This is a genomic window from Haloarcula sp. KBTZ06 (assembly GCF_048595605.1).
In the GTDB taxonomy this organism is placed as follows: Archaea; Halobacteriota; Halobacteria; order Halobacteriales; family Haloarculaceae; genus Haloarcula; species Haloarcula hispanica.
Genome location: NZ_CP184337.1, coordinates 1,978,714 through 1,996,997 on the forward strand (window position 1 = coordinate 1,978,714; position 18,284 = coordinate 1,996,997).

Consider the following 18,284-nt stretch of genomic DNA (forward strand, 5'->3'; position numbering starts at 1 on the left):
ACTGGGGGTGCGAAGCTCCGGATGTTTTACACGGCTCGTGAACTCGCCCGGGAGCACGATGTCGAATTACTCGTCATCGATCAAGAGCCGATCGACGAATCGGCTGTCGAGGCGCTCAGATCGGAGTTTGAGGCCATCCACCTCTTCACTTATCCACACTACAAATTCTATTTTAATACGCTACCGGGGCTCATCTCTTCGAAGCCGCTTCAAACGCATTATTATAGATTCGATGAGGTCGATGCCTGGCTCGACGATCACGCGCACAGGTACGATCTGCTCCACTGTAACCACGTTCGGACGACCGAGTACGCGTTCGGTCAGTCACCACCAGTGACCGCGGACCTCGTAGACGCGATATCTCGGACCTATCGCGAAGCCTCGAAGGACGCGACTGGATTTTGGCGCGCGATCTATCCGGTCGAATGGCGGCGGCTCAGGGAGTACGAGCGGTCCGTCGCGGATTCCTTTGACCACTCGTTCATTATCACGGAGGCCGACCGCGACTTTGTCACCGGTCGGCAGTCTTTTCCGTCGCTCTCTGTCCTCCCGAATGGCGTGAAGCCAGACCTCGTCGGACGAGGCTCCAGCGAATTCAGGACTGCACCCAACGATCCAAGGATTGTCTTTCTCGGGAAGATGGATTACTTCCCGAACGAAGACGCCGCGTTGTATTTTATAGAGGAAGTTTTTCCGACCATTCGGTCCAAGTACCCTACTGCCGAGTTCCAAGTCGTTGGAACGGATCCAAGCGACCGAGTCGCATCAGCAGACGCACGCCCGGGCGTGACGGTAACAGGGTTCGTGGACGACCCTGCAGAGTATCTTGATCGCGCTGACATCGTCGTCGCGCCGATGCGACACGGAGCCGGACTCCAGAACAAAGTCCTTGAGGCGATGGCGCTGGGGCGACCCGTCGTCGCTACCCCACTCGCAAGGGAAGGAATCAACGCGCTGGACGGGAAGCATATCGTCATTTCAGACAACGCGACGGAATTCGCCAGCGCCATCGATCAGCTACTATCCGACACTGATAAACGCCATGCTATCGGCACCGCCGCCAGAACACTGGTTGAGCAGCGGTACATATGGCCCCAAATCGGCTCTGAGTTGCGCGATCGCATCTCGGCCACCCTCGATAATCACGCCGGTACGGAGTGAGCGAGCTAAGCGAGTACACTTTGGCATAACGTTTTGCAATCATTAATTACAGCCTTCGATCTGCCATTTCAAGTATTTGAACCCGGCTGCAGACAGCAGTCATGAACTAATGGTTCTGGAAGAATCAGTCAAGTCGCTTTCAGACGCAGCGGACGCTGAGTATTTCAACCCCGGCCAACTTGTTCCGAATGGAACTCGCTGCTCAAATCTGTCAACGGCGGGTCCTTTGCCGGCGAATATGAGATTGGGAGACATAACAGCATGCACCACTTCGAGAGCTACGTCAGAATCGCCATTTTGAACGACCCATTCCATTGAGGTCGATGAGACAGCTGACAACTTGGAGTGCCGATTAACATTTTAATGCATTACATAGTCTTCACGCATTCGGCTAATTACGGAAGATTTTATTTAGGAAACGACGAGCTGAATATCCACGTCACGCTCTTGTAATCGAACTCAATTACGCGTAATAACTTCACGGTGAGCACGAAGGGTCTTGAAGATCGTCCGGAATATCATATTCGTTGTCATCGGTTATCAGCACCCCTGTCCCTCCTCACTTCAATCGCCTCCCACGGAGCGGGCACCGCTGGCTGCAGCGCAAGATTCCTCAGCATATGAACCAATCATTTTATTAAGTTCTGAGGATGAGAGCCCGCGGACTGATAAGGACCTACAGTGAGTCACAGTCGACGAGTACAGGGTCTACGTGTGCCAAACCGCTATTTCGGCGACGAGCGGCATCAATGGCGTCACGTGTGCTACTCAACTAAGATTACTTCTCTGAGCGGGAAGAATGAAGCCGAAACAGCCGCTCAGCAGTATTGATAAAATAAAGAAAGGTAGCTTCCGCGGCTCTATCCAAACATCTGGCGCATCATCGGATGCATCTCCATGAGCTGCTCTTCGGCGATCTCCTCGTACAGCTTGTACGTAATGGAGACCGTCAGTAGCAGCCCGGTACCGGAGACGCCGCCGATGGTACCCAGCATGTTGGCCATCACGGCGAGCAACCCAACCAAGGCGCCGCCGATGACAGTCACTTGCGGGATATACCGCTCGAGGACCTTTTCGATGACGCCGACGTTCTGTCGGAAGCCGGGGATCTGCATCCCGGAGTTGTGGATCTGCTTGGCCGTTGCTTCCGGGCCCATGTCGGTGGTTTCGACCCAGAACACGGCGAAGACTGCGCCGCCGACCAGCATGACGAACAGGTCGATTCCAACGCGGGTCAGGATCTGCCAGACCGGCTGAGCAGTCCCTTCCAGCCACCACATCCAGTCGCCACGGCTCTGGATGGGGGCGAGGAAGTAGAACAGGCCGCCGGTCGGCTGGCCGTTGGCGTACGTGCCAAGGAACGCTGGCATCGAACCCAGCTGGGCGTTCAGGATACGGCCCAGGAACTGGATGTTCGCCTGCAGTGCCCGGACGAGGATCATCGGCAGGACGCTCGCGTAGATGAGCTTGACCGGGAAGCGGCCACGGGCTCCTTTCACGCGGGCGTTCGACAGCGGGATCTCCACGCGGACCGATTCAGCGTAGACGACCACTGCGAAGATGAGGACCGTCGTGAACAGTCCCAGCAGTTCGCCCTGCAGCAACACGGTCTGGAGGCCATCAGCAGCCAGCACTGGCCCGGTGCCGCGCTCGCCGGTGATGAACAGGTACCAGGTGTAGATTATCCCTTCGTTGTTGCCGATAAACGGCGTCGTCAGGATGCCACCGATGAGTCGCTGGCTCACGCCGGCGACAATGAACAGGCCGATACCGGAGCCGACGCCCCATTTGGAGATGACCTCGTCCATGAACAGGATGAGGACACCGCCGACGAACATCTGGGCGAAGATGAGCCACTGGACACCGGCCGTACCGATACCCAGTGAGTTCGCGACCGCCGTGTCAGCCGGGAGGAAGCCGCCGGCAAACACCATCGGGAGCCCGGTAAGACAGATCATCACGAGTACCAGCAGCTTCTGGAGCCCCTGATAGAGGATCTGGTCTCGCGGGTCGTCTTGGGTGTTCAGCCCGAGCAGGTCCGCCCCACCGAGGAGCTGTAACACGATGGACGCCGTAACGATCGGACCGATACCCAGCTGCATGATGCTCCCCTGGCCAGAGGCCAGAATCGAGGAGAAGCGCCCGAACACCTGTTGACTGGCGTCGATGTCCAGCCCGAACAGCTTCACGTTCGTCAGGAAGAAATACAGCAGGAGCACGCCTCCTGTCCAGGTGAGCTTGCGCTTGAACGGAACGTGTCCGTCCGGCCGCTGGACTGCGGGCATCCGGACAAGCAGTGGTTCGGCGGTGTCCTTCCAGCTCATCGTTCGTTATTCCTCGTCCGCGTCCGCGTCTTCGTCTGTCTCGGCCTCGGCCTGGCGCTCCTGGCCGAGGTCGGTCAGTTCGACGCTCCCGCCTGCGGCTTCGACTTTCTCGCGAGCGCCCTCGGAGAAGTCGTCGGCGATGAGCGTGAGTTCGTGGCGAACCTGGCCGGCACCGAGTACCTTCACGTAATCGGCGTCGTCGGCGTCTTCGACCACATCACGGACATCAACGCGGAAGCCACCGTCTTCGACTTCGGCGACGTCGTCGGCGGCCAGCAGCGTCACGTTCTCGTCGATCTCGCGAACGTCGATAGTGGCGGCCTCTTCCTGCACCTTCTGCGGGCGCTTGAAGCCGCTCTTGCCGAGCGGTTCGTGGTTGTGGAATTCGTGCTTGTCACGGCCTGCGGCACCGCGACCACCGCGGTGGCCGGCACCACGTCGGTTCTTGTGCGAGCCGCCGCCGTGCGTGCGCGAGCCACGCTGTCGTTTCTTTTTGCTCGTCATTATCGCATCGCCTCCAGGAGTTCGTCGATTCCCTCGGTGTCGTGTTTCCCGAGCTGCCCGCCCTCCTTGACGGGGTGTTTGACGCCGTCGTGGCCGCCACGGGGCGGGTGCAGACGGAGCGTCGGGGACAGTCCCTGCTCGCGTAGCGTCGTCTCCTCGGAGAGGAGCGCGAACGCGAGCCCGGAGATGTCGTCGTAGTCCGTGTTCTCGGCGACCCACTCGTCGTCCACGTCGGCGTCGCCCTCGAGCGGCTCGGCGCGCGTCGCCAGGACTGTCTCCAGCGTCTCCTGGCTCGGCTCACCGAAGGCGACGAAGTCGTTGACCTTCGTCACCATGCCGCGGTAGGCGTCCGTCTCGGGGACGAGCGTGCAGTGGTTCACGTGGTGGATGTTGAGCATCTCCAGCGTGTCCTGGATGTCGGTGTGCATGTTGACTTCGCCACGGAGCTGGACGAGCGCGTGCATCACTCGATCACCTCTCGTTTCTCGAAGGTCCGTTCGGGGACGCGCGCCTCGGCCGTGTTCTGCAGGGCGTTGAACGTCGCCTTCGCGAAGTTGACCGTGGTGCGCGTGTTCCCGCTACTGCGTGTCCAGATGTCCTCGATACCGGCGAGTTCAAGCACCTTGCGGACGGTCTCTCCGCCCGCGAGGCCCAGCCCGCGCGGGGCCGGCTGCAGCTCGACTTCGACGCTCCCGGCCTTGCCCTCGGTGCGCAGCGCGACCGTGTGCGGACGGCCACAGCCACACTCCCAGGACCCGCAGCCGCGGGAGACGTCGATGATGTTCAGCTTTGCGATGTCGATGGCTTTCTGGATGGCACCGCCGACCTGGTCGTCACGCCCTTCGGCGTAGCCGATGAGGCCGTCGCGGTTGCCAACGGCGACCACGCAGCGGAACTTCACGCGGCGGCCGGAGTCTGTCATCCGCTGGACCATGTTGATGTCCAGCACTTCGTCTTCCAGGTCGGGAACGAGCTGGTCGACGACTTCCGATTCTTTCAGCGGGAGCCCGGAGTTCAGCGCCTCCTGCATGGAGTCGATTTCGCCCTCGACGACCTGCTTGCCGAGGCGTGTCCGTGGCTCCCATCCGTTGTTAGCACTCATAGTTCGATGTCACCGTCCAGTAGGGTCTCTCGGAGCTCGTCGAAGTGCTCCGGGAGGTCTGCAGCGTCGAAGTCACCGCTGTACAGCGGCTCCTCGAGCTGCTCGTCGTACTCGGCGATGTGGGCACCGCGCGTGCGCTGCCAGTCGGCGAGTACGTCGTCGTTGTGCGGAATGTCCAGGCCGGCGTCGATTGCGCCTTCCTGTATTGCGAATACTTTGCTTCCGGGGGTCGGGCTGTTGAGTCCGATGTCGAGCACTGCCTCCTCGATGCCCGCTTCCTGCGCGCGAAGCCCGGCGAGCAGACCGGTGAGGTAGGCCGAGGGCATGTTGCCCGTCGGGGCCTCCCAGCCGTACTCGGCGAGGTCGCTCGAGTGAGCGGACGCGAGAGTGTCGTCGCCGTTGGGGCCAAGCGTCACCAGCTGCGCCCTGACGTGTTTATTGCTCTTTCGAGCAACGAGACGTGGCTTACCGGATTTCAACAGGCGCAACCGCTGATGGTAATCGGTTCTGGCCTCGCGGCGTCGCCGCATCGGTACTTTGTATCGTGGTCCTGTCGCCATTATGCGTCACCGTGGTTTGCGTCGATGTAACGTTCGAGATCGGCAACGCTATCGAACTCGCCACCGCCGGCCTTGTCGTACAGGTCGCGGTACTGCGAACTCGAAAGCGTTCCCTCGTCACGCAGTTCGCGCAGCTTCGTCCGCTGTGCGCGGATGCGTGACTCCCAGTCCTCCTTGGAGTTCTGCCGTGCGCCTGCCTTGCCCTTCCGGGAACCGGCTCCCTTCTGGTGGCCGTACGCACGCTTCTTCTGGCGCTCCCGGGCGCGTCCGCGGGAGTTGCCTTTCTTGTCTTTCGCCTGAATGGCGCCCTCATCGACCAGTTCGCGAACGTCCTCGCGGGTAATCGCATCGGCGATGTCGCCCTGTCGCTCGGGGTCGAACCAGACGCGGTTCTTCCCGACGTCGAGGACGTCAGCCGCGAGTCGCTTCTGTGCGGAGAGATCAGTCATCACTCACTCACCTCGACTTCGACGTAGGTGGGGTTGAGCACGCGGATGCCCGCGTCCTCGGCTGCCTCTTCGATTCGCTCGCGCTTGCGAGCGCCGACCTTCGAGGCGATGCGGACGGCCTGGATGTCGCCGTCGACGCCTTCGAGGTCGTCCACGTTGTGCACGCGAACCTCCTCGAAGCCGGACGGATGCTTGCCGCGAACCGCGGTCGGCGAGCGGAAGCCCGCCTCGACCGTGTCGCCCTTGCCCTTGATGCCGCGGCGCTGCTTCGAGAGCTGGCCGCGGGGCTTGCGCCACGAGGTCGAGACGCGCTTTTTCTTGTGGTGGTCCTGGCGGTTGAACTGCGGCTTGCCGACCCGGTGTCGCTGGGTCAGGAGCCGCGCGTCCTCGTCGGAGAGGTCCGGCGTCTTGTCGGTGAGCCCGCGGGCCTGGAGTTCCGTCTCCACGTCCTCGTCGGGCGCTTCCTCGCCGCCTTCCTCTTCGACTTCGGCTTCGGTCTCGGACTCGACTTCGAGTCCGCCGACGTCGGCCTTGATTCGGGCCGCCAGCGCGTTCCCGATACCGCTGACATCGGCGAGCGCGGACTGGTCGGCACCGCGAACGTCTTCGACCGATTCGAAGCCGGCCTCGCGGAGCGACTCCGCCTTGGACGGGCCGACGCCGCTGATGTCAGTCAGTTCGGTGTACTCTTCCTCTGCTTCGACGTCTTCTTCGTTATCCGCCATCAGGCGTCACCTCGGTTCGGTTTGCGGGTGATGTACACCCCGTCCTGGAACACGCGCACGTCCTTGTCGTTGATGCGCGTGAGCTGCTCGATGTCCGCGGCGGTCTGGCCGACGGCTTCGATGTCGGGACCGCTGATGGTCAGCTCCTCACCGTCGATTTCGACGTCCGTGTCGCCGTGGATCGTCGTGCGGCGGGGGGCCTTCTCGCCCAGGAAGTTCTCGATGACGACTTCGTCACCCTCGACGTCGACCTGCATCGGGAAGTGAGAGTAAAAGACCTCCATACCGTACTCCCAGCCCTCGGTCACGCCGTGGAACATGTTCTCGATGTGGCTCTGGAAGGTACCGATCGTCGACATCGTCTTGGCGTTGTCCTCATCGGATTCGATGACGACCGTGTCGCCGTCGACGGACACGTCGATGTCAGGGTACCAGAGCCGACGCGTGACGCTGCCGTTGTCCCCCTCGACGGTGATGTCAAGGTGGTCCTGCTCGGCGTCCACGTCCTCCGGAATCTCCAGTTCTACTCGTGGCATTGTTAGTATACGTACGCGATGACTTGGCCACCGACGCCCTGCTCACGAGCCTCGTAGTGGCTCATGATGCCGTGGCTGGTCGTAACGACGAGGGTCCCGTAGTCACGGGCCGGGAGGAACCGCTTCTCCCATTTCTCGAACTCGTCTGCGCCCGCAGAGTAGCGGGGCTTGACCGGGCCACACTCGTTGATGGCTCCTTTCAGTTCGACTTCGAACTCGCCGGCTTTGCCGTCGTCGACGAAACTGAATCCGTCGATGTACCCGCGGTCGTAGAAGACCTCGAGGACGCTGCCGATCTCGTTCGAAGCGGGCGATACTGTCTGCTCTAGGTGCCCGACGCTTTCGGCGTTGTTAAGCGCCGACAGTGCGTTGGCAAATGGGTCGTTCCCTGTCATTGTTAGCTGTACTTCCTGAAGCCCATGCCTCGCGAAATCTCGCGGAAGCACTGGCGGCACAGCCAGATGTCGTACTTGCCGACGAGTCCCTGTTCGCGACCGCAGCGCTGACAGGACTCGAGCTGGCCAGTTCGCTCACTGGATGCCGTCTCGGAATCGGGCTCGTCTGTGGTTTCACTTTCGCTCATTCGCTCACCTCCACGTCGTAGGTCGACTCGATGAAGGCGACGGCGTCCGCCGGGTTGAGTCGATGCTTCGTCGGAATCGAGCGTGACGCCTTGTCGCGCTTTGCGACGCGGTAGCCGGGGCGGACGAGGTTGACCGTCACGTCCAGCCCGTAGATTCCGATGCTCGGGTCGTACTCCTGGCTCGGGAACTCGGTGTGTTCCTCGACGCCGAAGCTGAAGTTGCCGGTGTCGTCGAACTGGCTCGTCGCCAGTTCGGCCAGCGGCAGCGCCGTCTGGAGGAACTCTTCAGCCATCTCATCGCGGAGGGTGACCTTCGCACCGATGGGATCGCCCTCGCGGATGTCGAACTCGCCGACAGTCCGCTTGGCCTTCGTTCGTACCGGCGTCTGCCCGGTGATTTCCCCGAGGATGTCCTCTGCGTTGGCGAGGTCACGGCCACCGTGGCCGATACCCATGTGAACGACGACCTTCTCGATACGCGGTTCGCGCATCTCGTGGAAGTCGCCGCCGGACTCACTCTCGGAGCTCATTCGTCATCACCTGTGAAGTTCTCGTCGATGACGACGACGTACTCTTCGACCGTCTCGAAGCCTTCGTCGCCATCCTGCGAGACTATCACGTTGTTCTGTGCCGAACCCGGCGTCACCTGAATCTCCTCGATTTCGCCGACTTCGCCCGCGTGGGCGCCGTCGACGGCGGTGACGAGCGCGCCCTCTTCGTACTCGAAGTGGGCGACGATTTCACCGTCCTCGTTGCCGACGACGATGGAGTCGCCAGCGTCGTAGGTCTGGGCGTCCTCGACGACGAGCGTCTCACCGTCGTGGAGGCCCAGCTGAACGTCGCCACCGGAGACGTGGGTCTTGGTGACGATTTTACCGAGCTTGGACTCGGCCGCGTCCGGGTCGATTGCGGTCAGCGCCAGCCGACCACCCTCGCCGGGGAACACGCGGTAGTACTCCTCGCGCTCGGTGAAGGCCAGGATGTCGAACATCCCGACGGGGCGTTCCTCGTCGGAGATGGCCTTCCCGTTGATGAGGACGTTGTCCTCGTTGAGGGCGTAGCGGGCTTCTTTGCGGTTGTCGGCGTAGCCGAGCACGTCCCGAAGAACGATGAGTAGGGGAACCCCGTCCTCACCGTGCGGGCCGGCGCCGGCTTTCACCGTAAACGTCGCGGTCTTGCGCTCTACGGGCCAACTGTTGGGCACCGAGAGTCGCTTCTGGTGGTTACTCATGCGGAATCATCCTCCGATTCGAGACGCGCCTCGCGCTTCTCGTCTTCGAGGTCCAGGTCCGTCACGCGGACGTTCGAGGTGTCAAGCGGTCGCGGGACTTCCTCGCCGTCCGTCTTCTCGAGCGTGACGTCTTCGACGTGGATGACGGCCTTGTCGAGGTCCACCTTGAGGACTTCGCCTTCCTCGCCGGCGAAGTCGCCGCGGAGCACCTCAACGGTGTCACCAGCGTTGACGCGGACGTTGCGCTGGCCGTACTCCTCGCGGAGGTCGGCCGAAAGCGTCGCCCGGACCTGCTTGTGCCGCTCGTGAAGCGGGGCACGTCGTTGACTCTTGCGTTGTTTGTCTGGTTGCTTGCTCATGGTTCTATACGATCATCGTCGCTGCTGATGCCACACTGCCGAATCGCTGTGCGACTTCCCGTGCGATAGGACCTTTCAGCTCGGTCCCGCGCGGGTCCTCGTTCTCGTCGACGATGACGGCCGCGTTGTCTTCGAACTTGACGCGGGTGCCGTCGGGTCGACGGATCGGCTTTCGCTGGCGGACGACGACGGCTTCGAGCACCTGGCGACGCATTTCGGGCGTCCCCTTGGTGACCGAGACCGTGATCTTGTCGCCCAGCCCAGCTTTGGGGTGGCGGTTCTTCGTTCCCGAGTAGCCGTGGACGGAAATGACCTTGAGTTCGCGCGCTCCCGTGTTGTCCGCACACGTAATGAGCGAGCCCTTCTCGAGGCCTTGCGTGACGTCAGCACCGAGTGCTTCCATCAGGCATCACCGTCCTGTTCGTCGTTCGCGGCCTCGTCCGAGCCCGCGCTAACGACGACGTGGCTTTTCGTTTTCGAGAGCGGTCGACACTCTGCTATCGTGACCGTGTCACCGACCGCGAGGTCGAGACAGTCCGGTGCGTGAGCCGGAACGCGGCTCCGCCGCTTCATAAAGCGGTCGTATTTCGGCACCTTCACGTCGTACTCGCGCTCGACGACAACGGTCTTCTCCATGTCAGTGGAGGCTACCTCGCCGTTCAGTGTCTGTCCGCGCACGGAGAGCTCTCCGTGGAACGGGCAGTTCTGATCGGCACAGGTCTCCTCCGGTTCCTGTACGTTCAGTCCTAGCGCCATAGTGAATCTCCTGTGTTCTCTGTGCGACGAGCGGGACGCGCGACGAGTCGGCCCCCGTCGACCCGGACTCGCTGTCCGTCGACGGCGAACGAAAAGGTCGCGCTGTCCTTCGGCACGTGCCACACCCGGTCGGCCCCCTCGATTGTCAGCATCTGTGTCGTCTCCATGACGACAGTTCCGCGGATACCGACGGCGGCCGGGTTGGACGCCGCGACGACCTCGCAGTCGAGGCCGACGAGTTCGTGTCGTGGGAGCGTCTCGGGTGTCAGTGGCATTATTCGTTCTCCTGCAGGTCGCCTTCTTCGCCCTGAATCGTCTTGATGCGGGCGATGGCCTTCCGCAGCTCCTTGATGCGGCCGGGGTTCTCCGGCGCACCACCCGCGGCCTGCACGGCCCGGGCGTTCAGCAGTTCGGTCTTCAGGTCGTCGAGTTCCGCCTCGCGTTCGGCGGGCGTCATGTCCCGAATCTCCTGGACGTGCAGGACGGTCATTCGTCGTCAGCCTCCTCGTCGTCCATTTCGTCCATCAGCTCTTCGGCTTCCGCCTCGACGTCCTCGTCGAGTTCCTCGTCGACAGCGTCTTCGAGTTCGTCGACGTCGACGTCCTCGACGTCGTCGTCAGTCGGGACTTCGACGTCTTCCTCGACGATCTCCTCGTCGACGAACTCCTCGTCAGCCTCGGCGTCGTCGGCCCCGGCGGCCACGTCTTCCTCGAGTTCCTCGGCCGTCTCGCTGTCTTCGGGCTCGCCTTCGAGGAGTTCCTCGACCGACTCGCCGTCGGTGTCGGCCACGTAGTCCTCGACGTCGACATCCTCGTAGATCTCGAAGTCGTCGGGGAGCTCCGCGTCCGGCGGGATGATCTTGACTCGGACCCCGATGGTACCGAGCTTCATCACGGCGACGCCGACACCGCTGTCGACGATCTCCTCCGCGGGCTCGCCGTTGTGCTTGACGTAGCCGCGGTTGAACTTCTCCACGCGCGAGCGTGCACCGGTGACCTTCCCGGAGAGGACGATCTCTGCACCGAGTGCGCCCGACTCCATGATGCGGTCGATGGTGGTGTGGCCCGCTTTGCGGAAGTACCAGCCACGCTCGAGTGCGTTGGCCAGTCGGTCCGCGACGATGCGGGCGTTGAGGTCCGGCTCGTCGACTTCCTGCACGTCGACTTGCGGGTCGTCGAGGTTGAATCGGTCCTCGAGTTCCGTCGTGATCTTCCGGATGTTCTTCCCGCCCTTGCCGATGACCATCCCTGGCTTCTCGGCTTTGAGCACGATCTGGGTTCCCATCGGCGTCTTGGCGACGTCCATGCCGCCGTAGCCAGCGCGACCGAGTTCTTCTGCGAAGAACTCGTCTATCTGGGTCCGCTGGAGTCCGTCCTCGATGAACTGTTGTTCGTCGGCCATTAGTCTTCGACCTCCGGCTCTTCGAGGATGAGTTCGACGTCGACCTGCGGGCTGTTCCACGCCGAGGCACGCCCCATCGCGCGGGGCTTGCGACCCTGCTGCTCGCCGACCTTGTGGGCGGCGACGTGCGTGATCGTCATGGCCTCACCGTCGAAGCCCTGGTGGTCGGCGTTGCCGACCGCGTTCTCGAGCAGGTCGAGGAAGGCCTTGCTGGCCTTCTCCGGGTATCGCCCGGCGTCCCAGCCGTCGACCTTGCTTTTGTGGCCGACGCCCGAGTTGTGCTGTTTGAACGGAACGGGCTGGTCGCCCTCGATAACCGCGTCGAGGTAGTCGACAGCCTCGCCGGCCGTTTTGCCCTTGATCTCGCGGGCGATGGCCTTGCTGTGCTTGAAGCTCATCTGCCGCTCCCGGAGCATCGCTTTGGCCGTCGTGTCCGGGTCGGCTTCGACTGAGTAACTGATTCCCATGATTATTTGAGCGGTACGAACTTCGAGGAGCGTGTCGCTCCGATACCGGCCTGACCGTGTTCGACACTACTCCGGGTGAGCTGGAACTCACCGAGGTAGTGGCCGAGCATCTCGGGCTCGACTTTGACACGCTCGAAGTTCTGGCCGTCGTGGACGGCGAAGGTCAGCCCGACCATCTCCGGGACCACCGGCATGTCGCGCAGGTGCGTCCGGATCGGGTCGTTGGCTGTCTCCTCTTCGCCGGCCTCGCGGGCCTTCTCGAGGAGCTTGTGTTTCTCCTCGGTCAGGCCGCGTACGATACTTCGCCGCTGTCGAGCGGGGAGCAGTTCCGCGACTTCCTCGAGCTCCATCTCCTGCAGCTCGTCGAGCGTGTGGCCGCGGAAGGAGAACTCTCCTTCGTGGCCGATTTGATATTCTGAGCTCATTCGTTGCCACCTCGACCAGTTCGCTTCGAGGCGATGTCCCCGACCTTACGGCCAGGCGGGGCGTTCCGCGAGATGGACTTGGGCTTGCCGGGGTGCTGGCGGCCGCCGCCACCGAACGGGTGGTCGACGGCGTTCATCGCCACACCGCGGACGTTGGGCCACTTCGTCCCTCGCGCTTTCATCTTGTGATGCTTGTTGCCAGCCTTCACGAACGGCTTGTCAGTTCGGCCGCCACCGGCGACGACGCCGATGGTAGCACGACACTGCGGGTCAAGCCGCTTCATCTCCCCGGAGGGGAGCTTGACGACCGCGACGTTGCGGTCGTGGGTGAGCAGCTGGGCGTTGACACCCGACGCGCGGGCGAACTTCCCACCGTCACCGGGGCTGGATTCGACGTTGCACACCGGGACCCCCTCTGGGATCTCGGCCAGCGGGAGCGTGTTCCCGGGTGCGATCTCGGCGCTGACGCCGACCTGTAGCTCGTCGCCTACCCCGACGCCTTCCGGCGCGAGAATAAGTCGTCGGTCGCCGTCTTCGAACTCGACGGCAGCGACCGGAGCCGAGCGGGCAGGGTCGTGCTCAATGTCGACGACCGTGCCGGCGATGACGTCGCCGTCCTCGACCTTGCGGTGCTCCAGATCAGCCTTGTAACGGTGCGACGGAGCACGGAACGTGGAGGTCCCGCGGCCGCGCCGTTGTCCTTGGATTCGTCGTCCCATCGTTAGAACACCCCAATTCTGGAGGCGACTTCCTGGGCGTCGTCGTCCTCAGAGAGGCGAACGACGGCCTTCTTCTCGCCGTCCATCGTGTTCTGCGTGTTGACCTGTTCGACTGTCACGTCGTACTGCTCCTCGACGGCGTCGGCGACTTCGCCCTTGGAGGCGCGGTCGTCGACGGCGAACTGGAGCTTGTTCTGGAAGTCCATGTCGTTCATGGCCTTCTCGGTGACGTGTGGGTGTTTGATGACATCCCAGCTCATCGCTCGGCCACCTCCGCGAGTGCGGATTCCGTGAAGACGGTGAGTCGACCGGGCGCGCCGCCGGGCGCGAGGTCTTCCGTGTTGACCTCGCTTGCGGTCGCCACGTCGGCGCCCGCGAGGTTGCGGGCGGCCGTCGACGGCTCGTCGCTGGTCACGAAGAGGATCGAGGCGGGACGACGGTACTTCCGTCCACGGGCCGAACCCTGTCCAGCCTTGATCTTCGTCTCGTCGGCGCGGTCGATGTCCGCGTGGACGTCGAGCGCCTCCAGCAGCGAGACGACTTCCTGCGTCTTGACGAGGTCCTCGAAGTCGTCGGAGACGACGACGGGCACTTCGTCACGGTCGAACTCGTGGCCGCGGTCGGCGACGAGGTCGGCGTCGGCCGTCGCGGCCAGCGCCGAGCGAACGGCCAGCTGCCGTTCCTTGTCGTTGAGGTCGAGCGAGCGGTCCTTCTCGGCTTTCGGCGGGTGGGCGCTTCGCCCCTTGACCGCCTGCGGGACGCGGCGGGCACGGCCGTCCTGCTTCGGGACGTGTGCCTGGCCGCGGCCGCTACCGAAGGACTCGGCCGGCGTTCGGAGGCCGGCGTACTCGTCGGACCCGTAGTCCTGCTTTCGGTTGGCCTGTGCGGCACGTACAGCTTTGCCGATGAGGTCGGACCGAACCGGCGTCTCGAAGACGTCCGGCAGGTCGACCTCGCCGTCTGTGTTGCCGTCCAGGTCGTAGATTGTTGCCTGCATAGGTTATCCCTGGTTCGATTCGTTGGAGACGTAGCGCACCTCGGGGTCGAGGCGCGGCTGGTCGTTCGGACGCACCGCGGGCCGGAAGCGCACCAGGCGCTTGTCCGGACCGGGTACGGAGCCCTTCACGAGCGTGTACGGCCCATCGACTTCGCCGTAGTTGACGAAGCCGCCATCGACGGTCGGTTCGTCGCCGTCGCCGATGTCGATGAGGCGCTTGTTGAGCTCGGTGCGCTGGTGGTAGCCGGTCTGCCCCTGCTGGGGGACCGTCGAGCGCACACGGGACGGGTTCCACGGACCGAGGTTGCCGATCCGTCGGCGCCATCCCTGGCGGGCGTGCTTGCCTTTCCGCTTCTGGACGCCCCATCGCTTGACGGGACCCTGCGTCCCTTTGCCTTTCGTGACACCGGCCACGTCGGCGTACTCGCCGGCGCGGAAGATGTCGTTCATGGCGTGTTCGCCACCGTCCTCAACGAGGTCGAGGGCGTGGTCGAGGCGGTCCGAAACGGACCCACCGCCGACGCGAGTCTCCATCACGTCGGGCTTTTTCTTCGGGACGCTCGGGACGGCGTCGGGGACGGTGTGCGTAATGAGTCGCACGTCCCCGAGGTCACCGGCCTCGAGTGCGTCTCGTACCTGTTCCTCAGCAGCGTCCGGATCGTGGTCCTCCGGAACGTCCAGGGTCCGGTCGAGTTCCGAGTGGAACTCGTCGGTCCAGACTTCCGTCAGCGGACGCTGACCGTACGGCGTGTCTTCGTACGCTCGCAGGGCGACGGCGCGCATCGGCGGCGTCTCGATGACTGTCACCGGGACAGTCTCCTCCATCCCCTCGCGGGGGGAGTTGGGTTCGTCGTTGACGAGCACGACGTGTGTCATGCCTGCCTTGTAGCCGGCGAACCCTTGGACGCCCGGCTGCCCGTCGTCAGACGGCCAGCTGTTGAAGCGAGGCGTCTCGCTCGTCGAGCGCTTGCGCGGGCCGAAGCCCAGCGAGCCTTTGCGTGGTCTGCTTGGTTGTGGCATTCGTTTACTCCGTGAGGGTTAGACAGGTGAGGGAGGCGAACAGAGCTTCTTCCGTTCGCACGACCTCACTGCCCTGGTTCGGAACCGTATTCAGCCAGAGGTCGAACCCTTCTGGTTCGTCGCTCGTCTGGTCTCCCCCGACGGCGTCCGGGGCAACGTCGAGTATCGACGGTAACCCGCGCTCGGGTGCCCCGAAGGCGACGGTCATGCCGCCCTCGGCGTCGCGCCGCTCGGCCAACTGGCCGAGACGGGTCGACGTTACCGGCTCGCCGTATCGCGAGGACGCGATAGTGAGCCCGGCATCGTCGCGCGAGAGTGCCGCATCGAGGTCCGCGGCGACAACGTCGAATCCCGTTGTGGGGGCGTCGACGAGTTTCGCCCGGACCGGCCGTCGCGAAGAGACCCTGACGGTCACGCGCTCCCCCTGTTCCACGTCCATATCCGCTGGGACGGGAAGGGAGATCGGGTGTTGCATGCCGCAATTGACCCGGACGCGCCCATCAGCTCCGACCTCGGTCACGATTCCCTGTCTTAACGACCCCGAACCCTCAGATCCGGAGCCGGTCTGTGAACGCACGCGGAGCGGCGGCAGGACGCCGACGTACTCCAGTTCGTCCCGCTTACCCCACATCTCCTTTCGGAGGTGCGGGGGCGTCGCGGCGTACCGCAGCACGGTTTCGACGAACCCGTCTTCCCACTTGCCCGCCCCGTCAGGGTCGGGGTACACTGTCAGCCGATCAACCCGGTAGACCGCGGCCGCGCGGGCCACGTAACCGAGCTTGCGAGTTGCCTCGCGTCTGTCTTCGGCTTCCCGTGCGAGGGAAGACGGCACGAGTACGCTGGTCGTCATGCCGTGACGCTTCCACGTCGCGCCACTAGACTGTGCCGATATCTCCCCTTCCCGGGCTTAAAAAGGCCCCGTTTCGCGTTCGCGATGCGTCGCGTTCACATGGTCCGTCATGCCGGTTCGGGACCGATGGGACCGTTCACTGGATTGCCGCTTCCGAAAGGCCATGCCCCGTGAAGTCATCACACGATACGGCTCTCAGACGGGGCGGCGATTGCCCTCACTTCCCATGGTTTTCCCCGGAAAACGGAAGGCTTTTTACTCTCACCCCCGCCAGATTTGATTGCAACGAGGCGTTGCGCGCTGGTACCGAGCGGCCGACGGCCGTGAGGGTCAGTGCAGAACGAAGCGAGCGCTGGTAGTGTAGTTGGTATCACGTGACCTTGCCATGGTCACAACCTGGGTTCAAATCCCAGCCAGCGCATTTCTCTTCATCCAAACTCCTGAGCGGTGCGTTTTATCGCGCCGCGTACTGGATGCTGTAATCGCACTGTATTTGAGCCCTGCCAGTCGCAGCGCCCACAACAAGCGTAGCGAGTGAGGACACGGGTCTGTTTTTCCGTCCAGTTCCCTCAGTGAATGTCTGTCAGCAACCACCGTTTCGTGGGCCTCACCATTTGTGCGTCCGAGTTCTCACTGTGTAGAGTTATCATCTATCCGCAACAAAACCCGGCAGTTAACAGTCTGCAAGCCAGTTAGAGGGTACGATGGAGTCTGCTGGGGATATCAGTGTACTCGTCGTTGATGACAGTGATTTCTTTGTCGAGATAGCGTCGGAAAAGCTCAGTGACGCACACGGCTTCACCACCAAAACGGCAAGTACAGGGCAGGAAGCGCTTGCGTCGTTACGAGAGCAGCGTGTCGACTGTGTCGTCAGCGACTACAAGATGCCAGGCATGGACGGGCTGGAGCTGTGTACCGAGGTGAGTGAGGAGTTTGACATACCGTTTATTCTACTAACCGGGCAAGGCGGGGAGGACGTAGCCAGTGACGCAATCGGGACCGGTGTCGATGATTACCTTCAGAAGAAGAAAATCATAGACGGAGAACGACTCCAGTTGCTCGCCACGCGGATACGCAACGTTGTCGGGCAACACCGTGCACAACAGAAGTACGAGAAACTGGTCGACAATACACCGGACGAAATCGTGGAGGTCTCCACCGACGGACGAATCCGTGCAGCGAACAAGTCGATGGCGCGGGCACACGATACCACGCGCCCGGAACTCATCGACTCGCAGTTGTCGGACGCACTCCCGGCCGAAATAGCGTCCGACCGCCTCGAATACGGTCAACGCGCCATTACCGCCGGGAGCGCGGTGACGTTTCAGGATTCCATTGGGGTACGTCACTTTCACAACATTGTCACGCCGCTCAGCGAGACTGGGGACACAAACACTGTCCAGTTCATCTCCAGAGAAATTACACAGCAGAAACACGACGAGCAGAAACTCAAAAAGACAAAGCGAGAGCTCGAACAGTCCAACGAGAAACTGGACAAGTTCGCGAGCGTCGTCTCGCATGACCTCCGGAACCCGTTGATGGTTACGAGGGCCAGAGTGGATTTCGTCCGAGATGATGCGCCCACGGAGCACGTCGAGACGATGGAGAGGAACCTCGACCGGATGGAAACGATGATAGACGAATTGCTGACACTCGCTCGTGTGGGCGAGAGCATCACCGACTTGTCTCGGGTCGCACTCGCTGCCGTCGCTGAGGACGCGTGGGAACACACCCAGACAGACGGCGGGACGCTCGAACTGAACCTTACAAGAGATGTCGCGGTTGAGACAGACCGTGACCGCCTGCTACAGGTTTTCGAGAATCTCTTTCGGAACGCGTTCGACCACAACGACACGCCGCTGACTATTCGAGTGGGGACACTCGACGATGCGGACGAAACTGAGCTTTCGGGCTTCTATATCGAAGATGACGGCCGCGGCATCCCCCCAGAGGACCGGACGACTGTTCTTGAACACGGGTACACGACGAGCAACGACGGGTCCGGATTCGGACTCTCTATTGTCACGGACATCGTCACCGCCCACGGCTGGGAAATCACCATCAGTGAGGGCCGCGACGGCGGGGCACGCTTCGACATTTCTCTCTGATTCTGTA

The 18,284-nt window shown here is 62.6% G+C and carries 27 protein-coding genes and 1 tRNA gene; 3 read left to right on the forward strand and 25 right to left on the reverse strand.

The annotated features are described in order from the left end of the window. The first annotated feature begins 21 nt into the window (after positions 1-21). On the forward strand, positions 22-1,161 hold the full coding sequence (locus ACNO8S_RS10280; RefSeq protein ID WP_420181873.1) for a glycosyltransferase: 1,140 nt from the start codon (positions 22-24) through the stop codon (positions 1,159-1,161). 860 nt (positions 1,162-2,021) lie between these two features. Here ACNO8S_RS10280 and secY read toward each other — a convergent pair. Genes secY through ACNO8S_RS10405 form a run of 25 tightly spaced genes read right to left on the reverse strand, consistent with a single transcriptional unit; the run spans position 2,022 to position 16,169 of the window. Continuing rightward, complete coding sequence (gene secY, locus ACNO8S_RS10285; protein WP_014040867.1) at positions 2,022-3,485, reverse strand: preprotein translocase subunit SecY; 1,464 nt, start codon at positions 3,483-3,485, stop codon at positions 2,022-2,024. 6 nt (positions 3,486-3,491) lie between these two features. Next, positions 3,492-3,989 (reverse strand): uL15m family ribosomal protein, encoded by a 498-nt coding sequence (locus tag ACNO8S_RS10290; RefSeq protein WP_008312927.1) that lies wholly within the window; start codon positions 3,987-3,989, stop codon positions 3,492-3,494. Beyond that, positions 3,989-4,453 carry a 50S ribosomal protein L30 gene (gene rpmD, locus ACNO8S_RS10295; RefSeq protein ID WP_050036837.1) on the reverse strand — a complete coding sequence of 155 codons (465 nt, stop codon included), beginning with the start codon at positions 4,451-4,453 and terminating at the stop codon, positions 3,989-3,991. Before rpmD ends, ACNO8S_RS10290 begins: the two co-directional genes overlap by 1 nt. Next, on the reverse strand, positions 4,453-5,091 hold the full coding sequence (locus ACNO8S_RS10300; RefSeq protein WP_004957374.1) for a 30S ribosomal protein S5: 639 nt from the start codon (positions 5,089-5,091) through the stop codon (positions 4,453-4,455). Before ACNO8S_RS10300 ends, rpmD begins: the two co-directional genes overlap by 1 nt. Next, on the reverse strand, positions 5,088-5,651 hold the full coding sequence (locus tag ACNO8S_RS10305) for a 50S ribosomal protein L18 (RefSeq protein WP_023843357.1): 564 nt from the start codon (positions 5,649-5,651) through the stop codon (positions 5,088-5,090). Before ACNO8S_RS10305 ends, ACNO8S_RS10300 begins: the two co-directional genes overlap by 4 nt. Next, a complete protein-coding gene (locus ACNO8S_RS10310) occupies positions 5,651-6,100 on the reverse strand; it encodes a 50S ribosomal protein L19e (RefSeq protein WP_191449873.1) in 450 nt (149 codons plus the stop codon). The genes ACNO8S_RS10305 and ACNO8S_RS10310 overlap by 1 nt, the downstream gene beginning before the upstream one ends. Continuing rightward, on the reverse strand, positions 6,100-6,825 hold the full coding sequence (locus ACNO8S_RS10315; protein ID WP_420181874.1) for a 50S ribosomal protein L32e: 726 nt from the start codon (positions 6,823-6,825) through the stop codon (positions 6,100-6,102). The genes ACNO8S_RS10310 and ACNO8S_RS10315 overlap by 1 nt, the downstream gene beginning before the upstream one ends. Beyond that, positions 6,825-7,361: a 50S ribosomal protein L6 gene (locus tag ACNO8S_RS10320; protein WP_004591564.1), complete on the reverse strand. Its 537-nt coding sequence runs from the start codon at positions 7,359-7,361 to the stop codon at positions 6,825-6,827. Before ACNO8S_RS10320 ends, ACNO8S_RS10315 begins: the two co-directional genes overlap by 1 nt. A 2-nt stretch (positions 7,362-7,363) precedes the next feature. Then, entirely contained in the window at positions 7,364-7,756 is a 393-nt protein-coding gene (locus ACNO8S_RS10325) for a 30S ribosomal protein S8 (RefSeq protein WP_004516956.1), read from the reverse strand. 2 nt (positions 7,757-7,758) lie between these two features. After that, entirely contained in the window at positions 7,759-7,944 is a 186-nt protein-coding gene (locus ACNO8S_RS10330) for a 30S ribosomal protein S14 (protein ID WP_004591563.1), read from the reverse strand. After that, positions 7,941-8,474, reverse strand: a complete 534-nt coding sequence (locus tag ACNO8S_RS10335) for a 50S ribosomal protein L5 (protein WP_004591562.1) — start codon at positions 8,472-8,474, stop codon at positions 7,941-7,943. The genes ACNO8S_RS10330 and ACNO8S_RS10335 overlap by 4 nt, the downstream gene beginning before the upstream one ends. Further along, positions 8,471-9,175: a 30S ribosomal protein S4e gene (locus ACNO8S_RS10340; RefSeq protein ID WP_023843358.1), complete on the reverse strand. Its 705-nt coding sequence runs from the start codon at positions 9,173-9,175 to the stop codon at positions 8,471-8,473. The genes ACNO8S_RS10335 and ACNO8S_RS10340 overlap by 4 nt, the downstream gene beginning before the upstream one ends. Further along, positions 9,172-9,534: a 50S ribosomal protein L24 gene (gene rplX / locus ACNO8S_RS10345; RefSeq protein WP_050036840.1), complete on the reverse strand. Its 363-nt coding sequence runs from the start codon at positions 9,532-9,534 to the stop codon at positions 9,172-9,174. Before rplX ends, ACNO8S_RS10340 begins: the two co-directional genes overlap by 4 nt. 4 nt (positions 9,535-9,538) lie before the next feature. Then, the gene (locus tag ACNO8S_RS10350) at positions 9,539-9,937 is read right to left on the reverse strand and encodes a 50S ribosomal protein L14 (RefSeq protein WP_004516961.1); all 399 of its coding nucleotides are present in this window, start codon (positions 9,935-9,937) and stop codon (positions 9,539-9,541) included. Continuing rightward, on the reverse strand, positions 9,937-10,290 hold the full coding sequence (locus ACNO8S_RS10355; RefSeq protein ID WP_008312918.1) for a 30S ribosomal protein S17: 354 nt from the start codon (positions 10,288-10,290) through the stop codon (positions 9,937-9,939). The genes ACNO8S_RS10350 and ACNO8S_RS10355 overlap by 1 nt, the downstream gene beginning before the upstream one ends. Beyond that, entirely contained in the window at positions 10,281-10,565 is a 285-nt protein-coding gene (locus tag ACNO8S_RS10360; protein WP_420181875.1) for a ribonuclease P protein component 1, read from the reverse strand. Before ACNO8S_RS10360 ends, ACNO8S_RS10355 begins: the two co-directional genes overlap by 10 nt. Then, positions 10,565-10,780, reverse strand: a complete 216-nt coding sequence (rpmC, locus tag ACNO8S_RS10365; RefSeq protein WP_004516964.1) for a 50S ribosomal protein L29 — start codon at positions 10,778-10,780, stop codon at positions 10,565-10,567. The genes ACNO8S_RS10360 and rpmC overlap by 1 nt, the downstream gene beginning before the upstream one ends. Beyond that, entirely contained in the window at positions 10,777-11,691 is a 915-nt protein-coding gene (locus ACNO8S_RS10370) for a 30S ribosomal protein S3 (RefSeq protein WP_014040874.1), read from the reverse strand. The genes rpmC and ACNO8S_RS10370 overlap by 4 nt, the downstream gene beginning before the upstream one ends. Next, positions 11,691-12,158 (reverse strand): 50S ribosomal protein L22, encoded by a 468-nt coding sequence (locus ACNO8S_RS10375; protein ID WP_008312913.1) that lies wholly within the window; start codon positions 12,156-12,158, stop codon positions 11,691-11,693. Before ACNO8S_RS10375 ends, ACNO8S_RS10370 begins: the two co-directional genes overlap by 1 nt. A gap of 2 nt (positions 12,159-12,160) precedes the next feature. After that, on the reverse strand, positions 12,161-12,583 hold the full coding sequence (locus ACNO8S_RS10380; protein WP_004516967.1) for a 30S ribosomal protein S19: 423 nt from the start codon (positions 12,581-12,583) through the stop codon (positions 12,161-12,163). Then, the gene (locus ACNO8S_RS10385; protein WP_004957415.1) at positions 12,580-13,302 is read right to left on the reverse strand and encodes a 50S ribosomal protein L2; all 723 of its coding nucleotides are present in this window, start codon (positions 13,300-13,302) and stop codon (positions 12,580-12,582) included. Before ACNO8S_RS10385 ends, ACNO8S_RS10380 begins: the two co-directional genes overlap by 4 nt. A 2-nt stretch (positions 13,303-13,304) precedes the next feature. Next, entirely contained in the window at positions 13,305-13,562 is a 258-nt protein-coding gene (locus ACNO8S_RS10390; RefSeq protein WP_004591553.1) for a 50S ribosomal protein L23, read from the reverse strand. Continuing rightward, a complete protein-coding gene (rpl4p, locus tag ACNO8S_RS10395; protein WP_121303386.1) occupies positions 13,559-14,299 on the reverse strand; it encodes a 50S ribosomal protein L4 in 741 nt (246 codons plus the stop codon). Before rpl4p ends, ACNO8S_RS10390 begins: the two co-directional genes overlap by 4 nt. Positions 14,300-14,302: 3 nt before the next feature. Then, positions 14,303-15,319: a 50S ribosomal protein L3 gene (rpl3p, locus tag ACNO8S_RS10400; RefSeq protein WP_008312890.1), complete on the reverse strand. Its 1,017-nt coding sequence runs from the start codon at positions 15,317-15,319 to the stop codon at positions 14,303-14,305. Positions 15,320-15,323: 4 nt separating this feature from the next. Then, positions 15,324-16,169: a putative RNA uridine N3 methyltransferase gene (locus tag ACNO8S_RS10405; RefSeq protein ID WP_004957426.1), complete on the reverse strand. Its 846-nt coding sequence runs from the start codon at positions 16,167-16,169 to the stop codon at positions 15,324-15,326. 349 nt (positions 16,170-16,518) lie between these two features. On the opposite strand from ACNO8S_RS10405, the gene ACNO8S_RS10410 reads away from it, so the two are divergent. Then, a tRNA-Gly gene (locus ACNO8S_RS10410) sits at positions 16,519-16,590 on the forward strand. Between the two features lie 283 nt (positions 16,591-16,873). Next, a complete protein-coding gene (locus ACNO8S_RS10415; protein WP_129755374.1) occupies positions 16,874-18,277 on the forward strand; it encodes a hybrid sensor histidine kinase/response regulator in 1,404 nt (467 codons plus the stop codon). Positions 18,278-18,284 lie beyond the last annotated feature (7 nt).

Excerpts from the sequence above, each read along its gene's own strand:
- ACNO8S_RS10390 (WP_004591553.1), bottom strand. The coding sequence starts at position 13,562 with ATGAGCTGGGATGTCATCAAACACCCACACGTCACCGAGAAGGCCATG.
- ACNO8S_RS10375 (WP_008312913.1), bottom strand. The coding sequence starts at position 12,158 with ATGGGAATCAGTTACTCAGTCGAAGCCGACCCGGACACGACGGCCAAA.
- ACNO8S_RS10405 (WP_004957426.1), bottom strand. The coding sequence starts at position 16,169 with ATGACGACCAGCGTACTCGTGCCGTCTTCCCTCGCACGGGAAGCCGAA.
- secY (WP_014040867.1), bottom strand. The coding sequence starts at position 3,485 with ATGAGCTGGAAGGACACCGCCGAACCACTGCTTGTCCGGATGCCCGCA.
- rplX (WP_050036840.1), bottom strand. The coding sequence starts at position 9,534 with ATGAGCAAGCAACCAGACAAACAACGCAAGAGTCAACGACGTGCCCCG.
- ACNO8S_RS10330 (WP_004591563.1), bottom strand. The coding sequence starts at position 7,944 with ATGAGCGAAAGTGAAACCACAGACGAGCCCGATTCCGAGACGGCATCC.
- ACNO8S_RS10340 (WP_023843358.1), bottom strand. The coding sequence starts at position 9,175 with ATGAGTAACCACCAGAAGCGACTCTCGGTGCCCAACAGTTGGCCCGTA.
- ACNO8S_RS10335 (WP_004591562.1), bottom strand. The coding sequence starts at position 8,474 with ATGAGCTCCGAGAGTGAGTCCGGCGGCGACTTCCACGAGATGCGCGAA.
- ACNO8S_RS10350 (WP_004516961.1), bottom strand. The coding sequence starts at position 9,937 with ATGGAAGCACTCGGTGCTGACGTCACGCAAGGCCTCGAGAAGGGCTCG.
- ACNO8S_RS10315 (WP_420181874.1), bottom strand. The coding sequence starts at position 6,825 with ATGGCGGATAACGAAGAAGACGTCGAAGCAGAGGAAGAGTACACCGAA.
- ACNO8S_RS10380 (WP_004516967.1), bottom strand. The coding sequence starts at position 12,583 with ATGAGCTCAGAATATCAAATCGGCCACGAAGGAGAGTTCTCCTTCCGC.
- ACNO8S_RS10325 (WP_004516956.1), bottom strand. The coding sequence starts at position 7,756 with ATGACAGGGAACGACCCATTTGCCAACGCACTGTCGGCGCTTAACAAC.
- rpmC (WP_004516964.1), bottom strand. The coding sequence starts at position 10,780 with ATGACCGTCCTGCACGTCCAGGAGATTCGGGACATGACGCCCGCCGAA.
- ACNO8S_RS10355 (WP_008312918.1), bottom strand. The coding sequence starts at position 10,290 with ATGGCGCTAGGACTGAACGTACAGGAACCGGAGGAGACCTGTGCCGAT.
- ACNO8S_RS10360 (WP_420181875.1), bottom strand. The coding sequence starts at position 10,565 with ATGCCACTGACACCCGAGACGCTCCCACGACACGAACTCGTCGGCCTC.
- ACNO8S_RS10290 (WP_008312927.1), bottom strand. The coding sequence starts at position 3,989 with ATGACGAGCAAAAAGAAACGACAGCGTGGCTCGCGCACGCACGGCGGC.
- ACNO8S_RS10300 (WP_004957374.1), bottom strand. The coding sequence starts at position 5,091 with ATGAGTGCTAACAACGGATGGGAGCCACGGACACGCCTCGGCAAGCAG.
- rpl3p (WP_008312890.1), bottom strand. The coding sequence starts at position 15,319 with ATGCCACAACCAAGCAGACCACGCAAAGGCTCGCTGGGCTTCGGCCCG.
- ACNO8S_RS10280 (WP_420181873.1), top strand. The coding sequence starts at position 22 with ATGTTTTACACGGCTCGTGAACTCGCCCGGGAGCACGATGTCGAATTA.
- ACNO8S_RS10305 (WP_023843357.1), bottom strand. The coding sequence starts at position 5,651 with ATGGCGACAGGACCACGATACAAAGTACCGATGCGGCGACGCCGCGAG.
- ACNO8S_RS10385 (WP_004957415.1), bottom strand. The coding sequence starts at position 13,302 with ATGGGACGACGAATCCAAGGACAACGGCGCGGCCGCGGGACCTCCACG.
- ACNO8S_RS10310 (WP_191449873.1), bottom strand. The coding sequence starts at position 6,100 with ATGACTGATCTCTCCGCACAGAAGCGACTCGCGGCTGACGTCCTCGAC.
- ACNO8S_RS10320 (WP_004591564.1), bottom strand. The coding sequence starts at position 7,361 with ATGCCACGAGTAGAACTGGAGATTCCGGAGGACGTGGACGCCGAGCAG.
- rpl4p (WP_121303386.1), bottom strand. The coding sequence starts at position 14,299 with ATGCAGGCAACAATCTACGACCTGGACGGCAACACAGACGGCGAGGTC.
- ACNO8S_RS10415 (WP_129755374.1), top strand. The coding sequence starts at position 16,874 with ATGGAGTCTGCTGGGGATATCAGTGTACTCGTCGTTGATGACAGTGAT.
- ACNO8S_RS10370 (WP_014040874.1), bottom strand. The coding sequence starts at position 11,691 with ATGGCCGACGAACAACAGTTCATCGAGGACGGACTCCAGCGGACCCAG.
- rpmD (WP_050036837.1), bottom strand. The coding sequence starts at position 4,453 with ATGCACGCGCTCGTCCAGCTCCGTGGCGAAGTCAACATGCACACCGAC.